Origin of the sequence: Leucobacter chromiisoli (genome assembly GCF_016522505.1) — a bacterium.
GTDB lineage: Bacteria > Actinomycetota > Actinomycetes > Actinomycetales > Microbacteriaceae > Leucobacter > Leucobacter chromiisoli.
In genome coordinates this window covers 96576-110104 of record NZ_JAEHOH010000007.1, presented here as the reverse complement: position 1 = coordinate 110104, position 13529 = coordinate 96576, and the positions used below count along the sequence as shown (strand labels likewise).

Sequence of the window (13529 nt, the reverse complement as noted above, 5' to 3'; positions counted from 1 at the left end):
CCGCCCGCTAGAGCAGCCCGGCCGCGAGCGCGGTGGCGGGGGCGAGCAGCACCGCGACGCCGACGTTCGCGAGGAGCACGATGCGCACCACCCGGGGCACGTCCACGGCCCGAGCGCCCGCAGACCCCGAGAGCTCGCTCACCTTCGCCGCGAGGGCGACCCTGGACGGGGAGGCCATGATGGACGCGCCCGAGGAGGCCGTCATCGATCCCACGACGAGACCCGGGTCGAGCTGCAGCGAGCCCGCGACCGCGGCGAGCCCGGGTGTGGTCAGCGCCGCCGTCGCCGTGGTGGACGCCGTGATGTAGCCGACGAGCGCGCCGACGACGGGGATCAGCGGGAGGAACCAGCCGCGCAGGCTCGCGGCGGCGGCCGCGAGCGCGTCGCTCATCCCGTTCGAGGCCAGGAGGGCCCCGAAGACGAGGAAGAGCGCCGTGACGAGGAACACCGGTGCCCACTGGGTCACGCCGCGGCGGAGACTGCGGCGGAGCGCCGAGCCGGAGAGGCCCGTGATCCGCGGAGCGAGCGCCACCGCCACGCCGACCCACGGCGCGGGGTTCCCGAGGAGCCAGGCGAACGCCTCGAGCAGCGGAAGCCGGGCCGCGGTCACGCCGATCAGGATGGCGCCGACCAGGATCCCGTAGGGCGCGAGCGCCCGCGCGGCGACGCGATCGAGTCGGGGGAGCCCCCGGCTCGACGCCGCGGCGAATCCCAGCAGGCAGGCGATGCCGGCGAAGGAGGCGAGCACGCCGCCGAGCGCGGGCGCGATCCAGGCGTTCGCCGCCGTGAGGACGAGCCACATCGCGAGCACCGCGCAGAGGAACTCGGCGAGCAGGCGCCCGGAGCCCCGACGGCCGAGGCCGACCGCGAAGATCGCGGAGCCCATCACGAGGTACACCGGGAGGTTGAACACCGCGACCCATGGCCCGAGCTCGGCCAGCGGGAGCCCGCCGAGCTCCGCGACGACGAGGAGGCCCGTTCCGAGAGTGCCCCACGGGCACACGAGGAGGCCGAGCAGGGCGACCGCGCACGCCCGGGTCGGACTCAGCCCGGCCCTCACGAGCAGGGGAGCCCCCACGATCACGCCGACGCCCCAGCCGATCACCGACTCCACGAACGGCGTGATGCCGAGGCCGATGAGCAGCACGGCGCGGCCGGGATCGGCGGCGGCGCGGTTGAGCCACTCGCTGATGGCATCCTGCGCGCCGGACGCCGTGAGGATGTTGGAGAGCAGGATCCCGCCGAGCATGATCGCCGCGACCGTGAGCGTCACCCCGGCGAGCGAGGCGCCCGCCGCGGCGAGGGCGGGGCCGTCCAGGGGGAATCGGAAGCTCAGCGCGAGGGTGAGGAGCAGGGCGATGGCCACCGCCCGCAGCGGAGGCACCCGCAGCGCGAGAGCCGCGATCAGCGCCGCGACGGGCAGCGCGGCGAGGACGAGATCGAGGGGATCCATCGGCCTCCTTCGCGGTCGGGTGTCGCTGCCGCGGGCCGCTCCTGCGCCGGGCTCGTCCGTTTATGAAAGACTATTCCATAAAATGGGCGAGTCGGGGCCACCGAGCTGCGCGGCCGCGCCCCAGCGCTTCCCCACCGGCCACGGCGTAGGCTGGAGCGGTGCCTCGTTTCCTCCGCGTGATCGCCCCCGCCGCGCTGCTCGCGGCGACCCTGGCGGCGCTCCTGCTCGGCCTCGGGATCGGCGGCGCCTCCGCCGAGCGGGCGGTGCTCGATCCGGGAGCCGTCGTGCGCTTCGGCATGCCGATCGGGCGCACGCTCGTGAACCTGACCATGGCCGGCCTCATCGGATCGCTCGTCATGACGGTGTGGGCGCTGGCCTCGGAGAAGACGGAGTCGCGGGTCGCGCTCGACTTCGCCGCGGCGTCCTCCGCGGCGCTCACGGTGGCGAGCGCCGCGACGCTGATCCTCACCTACGTCGACGTGTCGGGGCAGCCGTTCTCGGGCGACGCCGCCTTCGGGGCCGGTCTCGCCATGTTCGTCACCGAGATCGAGTTGGGGCAGCTCTGGCTGATCCAGCTGCTGCTCGCCGCCGTCACCACGGTGCTCTGCTTCGCGGTGCGCGGGCGCCGTCTGACGCTGCTCGTGCTCGTCGCCGGTCTCGCGACCGCCCTGCCGCTGGCGCAGCAGGGCCACGCGGCCGGCGCCTCCGGCCACGCCCAGGCGGTGAACTCGCTGCTGGTGCACCTCATCGGCGCGGGCGTGTGGCTCGGAGGCCTGCTCACGCTCGTCGTGCTGGTGAGGGTGGTCGACCGTGCGCGGCTCGCCGTGCTGGTCTCCCGCTACTCCTCGCTGGCGCTCTTCGCCTTCGTCGGCGTCGCCGCCTCGGGGGTTGTGAGCGCGTGGCTGCGCATCGGCTCGCTCGACGCGCTGCTCGGCACGGGGTACGGCCGGCTGGTGATGCTGAAGACGGCCGCGCTGCTGGTGCTCGGCGCGTTCGGCGCGCTCCAGCGCCGGCGGCTGATCCCGCGCATCGCCGGCGAGGATCGCGGCGGCCGCGTCTTCGCCTGGTTCGTCGTCGCCGAGCTCGCGGTCATGGGCGTCGCGAGCGGGATCGCGGGAGCCCTCGGTCGAACCGAGACGCCGGTGGCGCTCGAGCCGGTCAGGGATCAGGGCGGCAGGATCACCCCGGCGGAGTGGCTCACGGGCGATCCGCTCCCGCCCGAGCTCACGACGACGAGCTACTTCACAGAGTGGAAGTTCGATCTGGCCTGGAGCCTGGTGTGCCTCTTCGGGGCCGCACTGTACGTCGCGGCCGTGATCCGGCTCGCGCGGCGCGGCGATCGCTGGCCCGTCGGCCGCACGATCGCGTGGCTGCTGGGCCTCGCTCTGCTGTTCTACACGACCAACGGGCCGTTCAACGCCTACGAGCAGTACCTCTTCAGCGTGCACATGCTGGGGCACATGATGCTCACCATGCTCATCCCGCTGGTGCTGGTGCTGGGAGCCCCCGTCACGCTGCTGCTGCGGGCCGTCGAGAAGCGGCGCGACGGATCCTGGGGCGGTCGCGAGTGGGTGCTCTGGGCGGTGCAGACCCCCTACTCGAAGGTCATCACGCACCCCGCCGTCGCGGCGGTCGTCTTCGCCGGATCGCTGTGGGTGTTCTACTTCACGCCCGTCTTCCGCTGGGCCATGGTCGAGCACCTCGGGCACCAGTGGATGATCGTGCACTTCCTGATCTCGGGCTACCTCTTCTCGCTGTCGATGATCGGGATCGACCCCGTGCCCTACCGCTTCCCCTATCCGCTGCGGCTCGTCACCCTGTTCGCCACGATGGCGTCGCACGCCTTCTTCGGGGTGACGATCATGACGGGCGACAACCTGATGCTCGCCGACTGGTTCGGGGCGATGGGGCGCACGTGGGGGCCGCCGCCGCTGGAGGATCAGATGACCGGCGGCGGGATCGCGTGGGGCATCGGCGAGCTGCCGACGCTCGCGCTCGCGCTCATCGTCGCGGTGCAGTGGTCGCGCAGCGACGCGAAGGAGCAGAAGCGGAAGGACCGGGCGGCGGATCGCTCCGGCGAGGCGGAGCTCCAGGCGTACAACGAGATGCTGGCCTCGCAGGCCGAGCGGGATCGGCGGCTGGACACGCGACGCCGATAGGCCAGCCGGGCCGGGGTCGCCCCGTCTCCCGGGCCGCTCCTACAGGGCCGCCGCGACCTCGGTGCCCTCGCGGATCGCGCGCTTCGCGTCGAGCTCGCCCGCCAGGCGCGCGCCGCCGATCACGTGCGCGGCGATCCCGATCCCGTCGAGCTCGTCGGCGAGCCCCCGCACCGACTCCTGGCCCGTGCACAGCACGACCGTGTCGGCCGGGATCAGCCGGCTGGAGCCGCCGACCGAGACGACGACCCCCTCGGGCACGATCTCCTCGTAACCGACCCCGACGACGGTCTCGACGCCGCGCCTGCGCACCTCGGTGCGGTGGATCCACCCCGTGGTGAGCCCGAGCCCCGCGCCGGCCTTCGAGGCCTTCCGCTGCAGCATCGTGACGCGGCGCGCGCTGGGCTCCGCGGCGGTGCCGACCAGCGCGCCGGGGATCCTCCCGTCGTCGGTCACGCCCCACTCGCGCATGAAGCGCGAGACGTCGAGCGAGGCCGGCGGCAGATCCTGCGTGAGGAAGGTCGCCGTGTCGAAGCCGATCCCGCCGGCGCCCAGGATCGCGACGCGCTCGCCCGCCTCGTGCTCGCCCCGCAGGATCCGGGCGTAGTCGGCGACGAGCGGCAGGTCGACGCCCCGCAGCGCCGGCACCCGGGGAGCGACGCCGGTCGCGACGACGACCTCGTCGAAGCCCCCCTCCGCCAGCTGCGCGGCGCTCGCCGCGGCCCCCAGGCGGGTCTCGACGCCGAGCCGGTCGAGCTCGCCCCCGTAGTAGCGGAGCGTCTCGGAGAACTCCTCCTTGCCCGGGATGCGCCTCGCGAGGTCGAACTGGCCGCCGAGGCGATCCCGCGCCTCGAAGAGCACGGCCGCGTGCCCCCGCTCGGCGAGGGCGGTGGCCGCGGCGAGCCCCGCGGGGCCGGCGCCGACGACGGCGATCCGCTTGCGCCGGCGGACGGGGCCGAGCACGAGCAGCGTCTCGTGGCAGGCGCGCGGGTTCACGAGGCACGAGGTGATGCGCCCCGAGAGCGCGTGGTCGATGCAGGCCTGGTTGCAGCCGATGCAGGTGTTGATGCGCTCGGGCTGCGCGGCGGCCGCCTTCCGCACGAACGCCGGGTCGGCGAGCAGGGGCCGGGCGAGCGAGACGAGGTCGGCGTCGCCGCGGGCGAGCACCGCTTCCGCGGCGGCGGGCGTGTTGATGCGGTTGGAGGCCGCGACGGGCACGGACACCGCCTCGCGCAGGCGCCCAGCGAAGGCGGCGAAGGCCGCTCGCGGCACTCCGGTGGCGATCGTCGGCACGCGCGACTCGTGCCAGCCGAAGCCCGTGACGAACAGGTCGACGCCCGCGCCCTCCAGCTCGCGGGCGAGGTCGAGGGCCTCCTCGGCCGTGGCGCCGCCGGGTACGAGATCGGCGAGCGAGATGCGGAAGGAGAGGACGGGGGCCGGGGCGTCGACGGCCGCGTCCATGCCCTCGCGGACGGCCCGCGCGACGGCGAGGGGGAACGCCCGCCTGCGCTCCGCGTCGCCGCCCCAGGCGTCGTCGCGGCGGTTCGTCGCGGGCGCGAGGAACTCGTTGACCAGGTACCCCTCCGACCCCATGACCTCGACGCCGTCGTAGCCCGCGTCCATCGCGAGCCCCGCCGCCCTGCGGTAGTCCTCGATCGTGCGCCTGACGTCGGCGTCGTCGAGCTCCCGCGGGGTCAGCTCGGCGATGGGCGCCCGCAGCGCGCTCGGCGCGACGAGCCCGGGGTGCGACGCGTAGCGTCCGAAGTGCAGCAGCTGCAGCAGCACGAGCCCGCCCTCGGCGTGCACCGCCTCGGTGATGAGGCGGTGGTCCGCGAGCTGCGAGGGGTCGTCGAGCACGGCTCCGTGCGGCGAGGGGCGCCCCTCCCGGTTGGGCGAGATGCCGCCCGTGACGACGAGCGGTGTTCCGCCCCGCACGCGCTCGGCGTAGAACTCGGCCATGCGGGGGAAGCCCTCCGGGTGCTCCTCGAGGCCCAGGTGCATGGACCCCATGATCGCGCGGTTCGGGATCGTGCGCGCGCCGATCCGGATCGGTGAGAGGAGGTGCGGGAACGGGTGCATGGGGCTCCAGACGCTGCGTCGTCGCTTCGTGGCGCCACCGACACTACCGCGGGCCCGACGCCGTTCCCAGGCCGTTGTGGCGATCCTCAACTGCCGCGGGATCGCGGGCCGGATCGGCGGCTATCCTCCGATATGGCCGCTGTCGGTGCGGGTGACGTCCGCCCGATGGAAGTTCTGGAACGAGCGGGAGGCCGTCGGGCCGCGCTGACCGAGATAGCGGGAGTGCGTCGCGCCCGAGCCGTAGGGGCGCTCGGCCGAGGAGGAGAGGCGGAAGAAGCAGAGCTGGCCGATCTTCATCCCCGGCCAGAGCCGGATCGGCAGCGTCGCGACGTTGGAGAGCTCGAGGGTGACGTGCCCCTCGAACCCCGGATCGATGAATCCGGCCGTGGAGTGGGTGAGGAGGCCCAGGCGTCCCAGCGAGCTCTTGCCCTCGAGGCGCGCGGCGATGTCGTCGGGGAGCTGCACCTGCTCGTAGGTGGAGCCGAGCACGAACTCGCCGGGGTGCAGGATGAAGCCCTCCGCGGGGTCGACCTCGATGAGGCGGGTGAGCTCGGGCTGCTCCTCGGAGGGGTCGATCACCGCATACTTGTGGTTGTCGAAGAGGCGGAAGTAGCGGTCGAGGCGCACGTCGACGCTCGAGGGCTGCACCATCGAGGACTCGCTCGGGGCGAGTCCGATGCGGCCGGATTCGAGTTCTGCGTTGATATCGCGGTCTGAGAGCAGCACGGGTCCATCCTACGGCCCGCGCTGCTCCCGCCGGATCAGATCGCGGTGTAGCCGCCGTCGATGACGACCGACTGCGCCGTCAGGTACCGCGAGGCGTCGGAGGCGAGGAAGGCGACGAGTCCGTGCAGATCCTCGGGCTCGCCCATCCGCCCCATCGGGATCCTCGAGACCCAGTCGGCCGCGAGCTCGGGGTTCGTCTCGGTGAACTGCTTCGTCATGTCCGAGAGGAAGTAGCCGGGCGCGATGGCGTTGACGCGGATGCCCTTCGGGGCCCACTCGACGGCGAGCGACTTCGCCAGGTGCCCCACGGCGGCCTTCGAGGTGTTGTACGCGGCCTGGTTCTGCGGAACGTTGACGATGTGCGCCGACATCGAGGAGACCAGCACCGCCGAGCCGGGCAGCTCGGCCCGGATGAGCTCGCGCGCGAAGGCCTGCGCGGTGAAGAAGGTGCCGTCGACGTTGATCGACTGCAGCCGTCGCCACTGCTCGGGGGTGATGTCGGTGCTCGGCTCGAGCAGCGTGACCCCGGCCGCGGTGAGCAGCGCCTGGGGGGTGCCGAGCTCCGCCGAGACGCGCGCGAAGGCGGCCTCGAGCTGCGTCGTGTCCGTCACATCGGTGCGGATGCCGAGCGCCGAGACGCCCGAGTCGGCGGCGATCTCCTCCGCCGCCGCTTCGACGCCGTCCAGCACGTCGAGCAGGGCGACGTTCATCCCCTGGGCCGCGAAGGCCTCCGCCAGCGACCGGCCGAGTCCGCGGCCGCCCCCCGTGACCACGGCGGTGCGTCCGCGCAGATCCTCAAACTCCATCTTCCGTGTCCTCCGTAGATCCGTGTGATTCGTCTTCGTCCAATAACAATTGTGTTGCGGTTGCGGCGTCGCACACGAGCGTGGTGACGAGCCCGCTGCGCAGCGCCGCGCGGATGGCCGCAGTCTTCCGGGGGCCGCCGGCGACCGCCACGACCTCCGGGATCCGGCGCAGCGTCTCCCCGTCGATGCCCACGCGCTGCTGCTCGGCATCCGAGATCTCCGCGCCCCGGCCGTCGAGCAGCACGGTGCCCAGCTCGGCCTGGACGCCCCGCTCGAGCAGCCGGTCCAGCAGGCCCACGCGCTGCGCGTTGAGGTACACCTGCGAGTCGGGCGGATCCCAGCTGCCGACGCCGACGTAGGCGCAGGTCACCGTCTCGAACCTCGAGATGGTGTCGCGGACGCCGGGCTCCTCCCTCAGGTGGCGCGCCGCCTCCGGGCTCTGGGTGAGCAGCGGCGTCAGCAGCGGGTAGGGGGTGCCGCCGGAGATCCGGGCGATGCGCCGCACGAGCTCGACCCCGCTCTCCTGCAGGCCCGCGGCCACGCCGCCGAGCTGCACGACGTCCGCCTGGGCGAGCGCGCCGAGCCTCGCGGCCATCTGGCGCAGCGTGCGCCCGGCCGTCACGCCGATGACATCGCCCTCGGCGGTGATCTCGGACATGAGGTCGGCGGCGGCTCGGCCCAGGGCCTGCTGGATCGACTCCGGGGCGGTCGTGGGGGCGAACACGACGACCGCGCGGCGCAGGCCGAAGCGGCTCTGCAGGGCGAGCGACCGCTCGAGGTCCAAGCCCCCGGGCGAGCCGATCTCGAAGCGCACGACCCCCTGCTCCCGGGCCTGGGCGAGCAGGCGGGCCACGACGAAGCGGGAGACGCCCATCTCCTTGGCGATATCGACCCGGGACCGGCCGTCGACGTAGTGACGGCTGGCGACCTCGGCGAGGCGAGTGTCTTCGGTGCTCATCGGGTCTCTTCCGGAGTCTTCGGAGGCGCCGGAGAATCGGCGTCGGACGAACCAGACTCTAACACCGCTCATATGTGCAGACGATTTCCACATGTGAGGGATTTCGTGGTAGACACGTTGCATTCTGGAAACATCCCGGACACACGAGGATCGCGACGCCGCGCTGCGCGTCGCCGGTGGAGAGGACCGAGCTATGGCCGAGCACGGAAGAGACGCTTCCGAAGCTGGCGGTGCGCCGCAGCAGGCGGGAACGGCACTGCTTGAGTGTCGGAACATCACCAAGGGGTTCGGCGGGGTGCCGGTGCTGAAGGGCGTCTCGCTGCACCTCGAGCCGGGGACCATCACGGCGCTGGCGGGCGAGAACGGCGCCGGCAAGTCGACGCTCATGAAGATCGCCTCGGGCCAGTACCGTCCCGACGGCGGGGAGGTCTTCGTCGGCGGCCAGCTGCTGCCCGCGGGCAACCCGCAGGCCGCCCACAAGCTCGGGGTCGCGATCGTGCCGCAGGAGCTCGCCTCGATCCTCGAGCTCTCGGTCTACGAGAACCTCTTCGTGGGGCGCGAGCTGCGGGGTCCCTTCGGCCTCCGTCGCAAGGCCATGATCGAGGAGGCGCGGAAGCAGCTCGAGGTGTTCGGCCTCGACCTCGACCCCCGCAAGCGCATGGGCGACCTCGCCGTGGGTGTGCGGCAGATCATCGAGATCGTGAAGGCCACCAACACGGGCGCGGGCGTGATCCTGCTCGACGAGCCCTCCAGCGCGATCTCCGAGCGCGAGGTCGGGCGCCTCATGGCCGTCATGCGCAAGCTCCGCGAGGACGGCGTCGCCCTGCTCTTCACCACGCACAAGATGGAGGAGATGCGCGCGCTGGCCGACCGGGTCGTCGTGCTCCGCGACGGCAACCTGGTGGTCGACCTGCCGCTCTCCGAGCTCAGCGACGACGACATCGTCACCGCCATGATCGGGCGCGAGCTCGAGGACCTCTTCCCCGATCGCGGCGGCCACTCCGACGAGGTGCTGCTCGAGCTCGACGAGCTCCAGGTGCCGGGCGCCTCCGAGCCGATGTCGCTCACCGTCCGCCGCGGCGAGATCGTGGGCCTCTCGGGTCTCGTGGGCGCCGGTCGCACCGAGCTCATGGAGACCATCTTCGGCGTCCGCACCTCCCAGGGCGGCTCCGTCAAGGTGCGCGGCAAGAAGGTGAAGCCGGGCGAGCCCGCGGCCGCGATCGGCGCGAACATCGCCCTCGTCCCCGAGGACCGCAAGGGATCCGGCGCGGTGCTCACCATGTCGGTGCTCGACAACGCCACCCTGCCCGACCTGCCGATGTTCTCGACGGCGGGCATGCTGCGCGGCGGGTTCCGGCGCTCCAAGATCCGCGAGGTCATGGACTCGGTGCGGCTGCGCAGCCGCGGCCTCGACCAGAGCATGGGCACCCTCTCCGGCGGCAACCAGCAGAAGGTCGTCCTGGCCCGCTGGCTCACCTCCGACGTCGACGTGCTGCTGCTCGACGAGCCCACCCGAGGCGTCGACGTCGGCGCCCGCAGCGAGATCTACCGCATCATCACCGACCTCGCCGCAGAGGGTATGGCGGTGCTGATGGCGTCGAGTGACATGCCCGAGATCCTGAGCCTCTCGCACCGCGCCCTGGTGCTGCGCGAGGGCGCCGTGGTCGGCGAGCTCTCCGCCGACGACCTCGCCGACAGCGGGGTGCAGGACCGGATCTTCCGCCTCGCCAGCGGGCTCGACTCCGAGGGCAATGAGACCAACGCGGCTGAACCCGCTCGAAAGGACGCGTGAGATGTCGAACCCGACAAACACCCAGGCCATGAAGACCGTGTCGGAGGGGGGTGAGGTCCGCCGCTTCTCGGGCACCTGGTTCATGGATCTGGCGATCCGCTACGCCATGGTGATCGTGATGCTGCTGATCATCGCCTTCTTCCTCTACCGGAGCGCCCGCTTCGGCACCGTGGACAACGTCGTGACGATCCTGGTGGCGGCGGCGCCGTTCGCGCTGATCGCGATCGGTCAGACGCTCGTGATCCTGACGGGCGGCATCGACCTGTCGGTGGGCAGCGTCATCGCCGTGAGCGCGATGGCCGCGGCGGTCACGGCCAAGGAGATGCCCGACTCGCTGTGGCTCGCGCCCATCGTGGCGGTGGCGGTCGGCTTCATCGCCGGATCCATCAACGGCCTCATCGTCTCGCTCGTCAACGTGCCGCCGTTCATCGCGACGCTCGGCATGATGACCCTCGCCAGCGGCCTCGCCTTCGTGCTCGGCGACGGCGCCCCGATCAACGGCCTCCCCGCGGGCTACGGCGACTTCGCGAACACCCGCGTCTTCGGCCTCACTCTCCCCGTGATCCTCATGATCATCGCGATCGTCGTCTTCGGCATCCTGATGAAGCGCTCGAGCTACGGCCTCCGCGTCTACGCGGTGGGCGGCAACCCGCTCGCCGCCGAGATCGCCGGCGTGAAGACCAAGCGCGTGCTCTACAGCGTCTACGCCTTCAGCGGCGCGCTCGCCGGCCTGTCGGGCATTATGCTCTCCTCCCGCGTCATCAGCGGCTCGCCCAACCTCGGCCAGGGCTACGAGCTCGACGCCATCGCGGCCGTCGTCATCGGCGGTGCGAGCCTCATGGGCGGACGCGGCACCATCTGGGGCACCGCCCTCGGCCTGCTGCTGATCCAGACGCTCAACAACGGCCTCGACATCCTGACCGTCCCGGCCTACTGGCAGGACGTGATCAAGGGCGTGCTGATCGTCGCGGCCGTCGCCGTCGACGTCTGGGCCACGAAGCGACGACGATCCTGAACCACCGGTCCGGGTCGGGCCGATCCCCGAACCGGGCCGCACGGCCGGGCTCGGACCGAGCCCCGAGCCGGATCATCCGGTCCGCGTTCGGCCCAGCCCGACCGGACCACTCGACCTCGCTCCGTCGCTCCTCCGACTTCGCGGAGGGGCGGCGGGGCAACGGAACCCCTCAACATAAGGAGAAACTCGTGAAGTTCAACTCATGGGCAGGCCGCACTCTCGCCGGCGTGGCGGCAGGCGCCGCGACGCTGTCGCTCGCTGCCTGCGGCGCAGGCGACCCCAGCGCGCAGGGCGGCGCGGACGAGAGCGGCAAGGAGCGCGTCACCGTCGGCGTGACCGTGTACAACATGTCCTCGTTCATCACCGAGGGCAAGGAGGGCATCGACCGCTACGCGGAGGACAACAACATCGAGATCCTCTGGAACTCGGCCAACATGGACGTCTCCACCCAGGCGACGCAGGTCGACCAGTACATCCAGGCGGGCGTCGACGCGATCATCGTCGTCCCCGTCCAGGCCGACACCCTGCAGCCGCAGGTCGCCGCCGCCAAGGCCGCCGAGATCCCCTTCCTCGACGTCAACGCGACGCTGAACAACGAGGACGTCGCGGGCAGCGTGCAGCCCGACGACGTGGCCGCCGGCGCCCAGGAGGCGCAGATGATGGTCGACGAGCTCGGCGGCACCGGCAACGTCGTGATCCTGCAGGGCCCCCTCGGCGGCTCGGGCGAGATCAACCGCGGCGCCGGCATCGACGAGGTGCTCGCCGAGAACCCCGACATGAAGGTGCTCGCCAAGGACACGGCCAACTGGAACCGTGACGAGGCCGTCAACAAGATGAAGAACTGGATCTCGGCGTTCGGCGACGACATCGACGGCGTCATCTCCCAGAACGACGACATGGGTCTCGGCGCCAAGCAGGCGCTGCGCGAGGCCGGCATGGAGGACGTCCCGGTCGTCGGCATCGACGGCATCGAGGACGGCCTGAACGCTGTCAAGAACGGCGACTTCATCGGCACCTCGCTGCAGAACGGCACCGTCCAGCTGCCGACCGGCGTGGCCGTGGCCGCGGCGATCGCCCGCGGCGAGAACGTCGACACCGAGCTCGTCTACACGATGCCCGCCATCACCGCCGACAACGTCGACGACGCGATCGCCCACGTGGTGACCGAGCGCGACGCGTTCCTCGACGGGCTGTCCGAGCTGATCGAGGGCAACCTCAAGACCGGCAACATCGCCTACGAGGGGCTGCCCGGCCAGGAGCAGTAACGCTCCGCGGCAGCGCTCGCGTCGCGGAGCCGCCGGGCCGAAGCCCCGGGGCGACGCGCGACGGAGACGAGGGGCGCGGGATCCGATTCGTCGGGTTCCGCGCCCCTCGTCGTGTCCGCGTCGTCGCGGGGCCCGCGCTTCGCGGTTCCCGCGTCTCGCCGTCTCCGCGCGGCGGGGAGCGCTACTGCTCGGCCCGGCCGCGCAGGCGGTCGATCTCGCGGCGCTCGCGCTTCGTGGGGCGCCCGGCGCCGCGATCCCGGATCACGGGGGCCGGCCGCTCGGTGCGGGGCGGTGGCGGTGGCGTGAGATCCTCGTAGTGCTGCGCCGCCTCGGACGCGCTGCCGCGTCGCGTCGCGAGCCCCGTCACCCGGTACACCCGGTCGAAGCCGTGCAGGCGCACCCGCACCACGTCGCCGACGGCCACGGGCTGCGCCGCCTTCGCCGTCTGGTCGTTGACCCGGACGTGCCCGGCGCGGCAGGCGGCGGTCGCCTGGCTGCGGGTCTTCGTGAGCCGCACGGCCCAGACCCAGCTGTCGACGCGCACCGAGCTCATGCGTCGATGCTATCGGGCGGCGCGGAGCCGGGTCCTCGCCGCGTGCGGGAGGATGGACGCATGGCGCAGGAGTACGAGACCGTCGCGGGGCCGATCGACACCGAGATCGAGATCAGCCGATCGCGCTTCCTCACCCGCCTGGAGCGCGTCGACGACGAGGAGGGCGCCCGCGCCGTCATCGCGGCGGCGCGGGCGGAGCACCCTCGCGCCCGGCACCACTGCTCCGCCTTCGTGCTCGGCCCCGACGGGCGGGTGCAGCGCTCCAACGACGACGGCGAGCCGAGCGGCACGGCAGGCGCACCCATGCTCGACGCGCTCGTGTCGGCGGGGCTGAGCGACGTGGTGGTCGTGGTGACGCGCTACTTCGGAGGAGTGCTGCTCGGCGCGGGCGGCCTCACCCGCGCCTACCGGGCCGCGGTGGCCGAGTCGGTGCAGGCGGCGACCCGGGTGCGGCGGGGCTTGCGGCGCGAGGCGGCCGTCGCCGCCGCCTACGACGTCGCCCCGCAGATCGAGGCGGAGGCGAGACGACGCGGCCTCGCGGTGGGGGAGGCGCAGTACGGAGCGCAGGTCTCCCAGACGTATCTCGTGCCCGAGGACCGGGTGCCCGAGCTCCGGGCCGTCGCGGCCGAGCTCAGCGCGGGATCCGCCGAGGTGACCCTCGGAACCGCGACCTACGTCGACCTGCCGGTGGGCTGAGCGGCCGGCCGGGGCCCGATTCCGGCACCT

At 72.4% G+C, this 13529-nt stretch carries 11 protein-coding genes; 5 read left to right on the top strand and 6 right to left on the bottom strand.

Annotated features, from left to right (window positions below):
* Positions 1-7: 7 nt before the first annotated feature.
* On the bottom strand, positions 8-1453 hold the full coding sequence (locus JD276_RS06310) for an L-lactate permease (protein WP_200114814.1): 1446 nt from the start codon (positions 1451-1453) through the stop codon (positions 8-10).
* A gap of 158 nt (positions 1454-1611) precedes the next feature.
* Between JD276_RS06310 and JD276_RS06305 the strand changes: the two genes are divergently transcribed.
* The gene (locus tag JD276_RS06305; protein WP_200114813.1) at positions 1612-3612 is read left to right on the top strand and encodes a bifunctional copper resistance protein CopD/cytochrome c oxidase assembly protein; all 2001 of its coding nucleotides are present in this window, start codon (positions 1612-1614) and stop codon (positions 3610-3612) included.
* Between the two features lie 39 nt (positions 3613-3651).
* Here the strand turns inward: JD276_RS06305 and JD276_RS06300 are convergent, their stop codons facing one another.
* The 4 genes from JD276_RS06300 to JD276_RS06285 all read right to left on the bottom strand — a co-directional run bounded on the left by JD276_RS06300 (position 3652) and on the right by JD276_RS06285 (position 8178).
* Positions 3652-5688 carry an NADPH-dependent 2,4-dienoyl-CoA reductase gene (locus JD276_RS06300; protein ID WP_200114812.1) on the bottom strand — a complete coding sequence of 679 codons (2037 nt, stop codon included), beginning with the start codon at positions 5686-5688 and terminating at the stop codon, positions 3652-3654.
* Between the two features lie 120 nt (positions 5689-5808).
* A complete protein-coding gene (dcd, locus tag JD276_RS06295) occupies positions 5809-6414 on the bottom strand; it encodes a dCTP deaminase (protein WP_200114811.1) in 606 nt (201 codons plus the stop codon).
* Between the two features lie 35 nt (positions 6415-6449).
* Positions 6450-7220 (bottom strand): SDR family oxidoreductase, encoded by a 771-nt coding sequence (locus JD276_RS06290; protein ID WP_200114810.1) that lies wholly within the window; start codon positions 7218-7220, stop codon positions 6450-6452.
* Positions 7210-8178 carry a sugar-binding transcriptional regulator gene (locus JD276_RS06285; protein ID WP_200114809.1) on the bottom strand — a complete coding sequence of 323 codons (969 nt, stop codon included), beginning with the start codon at positions 8176-8178 and terminating at the stop codon, positions 7210-7212. The genes JD276_RS06290 and JD276_RS06285 overlap by 11 nt, the downstream gene beginning before the upstream one ends.
* Positions 8179-8371: 193 nt before the next feature.
* On the opposite strand from JD276_RS06285, the gene JD276_RS06280 reads away from it, so the two are divergent.
* The 3 genes from JD276_RS06280 to JD276_RS06270 all read left to right on the top strand — a co-directional run bounded on the left by JD276_RS06280 (position 8372) and on the right by JD276_RS06270 (position 12250).
* Positions 8372-9970, top strand: coding sequence for a sugar ABC transporter ATP-binding protein (locus JD276_RS06280; RefSeq protein ID WP_200114808.1), 1599 nt, complete (start codon positions 8372-8374; stop codon positions 9968-9970).
* 1 nt (position 9971) lies between these two features.
* Positions 9972-10985 (top strand): ABC transporter permease, encoded by a 1014-nt coding sequence (locus JD276_RS06275; protein WP_200114807.1) that lies wholly within the window; start codon positions 9972-9974, stop codon positions 10983-10985.
* Between the two features lie 188 nt (positions 10986-11173).
* Positions 11174-12250 (top strand): substrate-binding domain-containing protein, encoded by a 1077-nt coding sequence (locus JD276_RS06270; protein WP_307866485.1) that lies wholly within the window; start codon positions 11174-11176, stop codon positions 12248-12250.
* A gap of 181 nt (positions 12251-12431) precedes the next feature.
* Here JD276_RS06270 and JD276_RS06265 read toward each other — a convergent pair whose 3' ends face one another.
* Positions 12432-12803 carry an RNA-binding S4 domain-containing protein gene (locus JD276_RS06265; protein WP_200114806.1) on the bottom strand — a complete coding sequence of 124 codons (372 nt, stop codon included), beginning with the start codon at positions 12801-12803 and terminating at the stop codon, positions 12432-12434.
* Positions 12804-12863: 60 nt separating this feature from the next.
* Here JD276_RS06265 and JD276_RS06260 point away from each other — a divergent pair, with 60 nt between their 5' ends.
* Positions 12864-13499 carry a YigZ family protein gene (locus tag JD276_RS06260; RefSeq protein WP_200114805.1) on the top strand — a complete coding sequence of 212 codons (636 nt, stop codon included), beginning with the start codon at positions 12864-12866 and terminating at the stop codon, positions 13497-13499.
* Positions 13500-13529 lie beyond the last annotated feature (30 nt).

Coding starts and splice junctions, on each gene's coding strand:
- JD276_RS06290 (WP_200114810.1), bottom strand. CDS start 7,220: ATGGAGTTTGAGGATCTGCGCGGACGCACCGCCGTGGTCACGGGGGGC.
- JD276_RS06280 (WP_200114808.1), top strand. CDS start 8,372: ATGGCCGAGCACGGAAGAGACGCTTCCGAAGCTGGCGGTGCGCCGCAG.
- JD276_RS06300 (WP_200114812.1), bottom strand. CDS start 5,688: ATGCACCCGTTCCCGCACCTCCTCTCACCGATCCGGATCGGCGCGCGC.
- JD276_RS06285 (WP_200114809.1), bottom strand. CDS start 8,178: ATGAGCACCGAAGACACTCGCCTCGCCGAGGTCGCCAGCCGTCACTAC.
- JD276_RS06275 (WP_200114807.1), top strand. CDS start 9,972: ATGTCGAACCCGACAAACACCCAGGCCATGAAGACCGTGTCGGAGGGG.
- JD276_RS06310 (WP_200114814.1), bottom strand. CDS start 1,453: ATGGATCCCCTCGATCTCGTCCTCGCCGCGCTGCCCGTCGCGGCGCTG.
- JD276_RS06260 (WP_200114805.1), top strand. CDS start 12,864: ATGGCGCAGGAGTACGAGACCGTCGCGGGGCCGATCGACACCGAGATC.
- JD276_RS06265 (WP_200114806.1), bottom strand. CDS start 12,803: ATGAGCTCGGTGCGCGTCGACAGCTGGGTCTGGGCCGTGCGGCTCACG.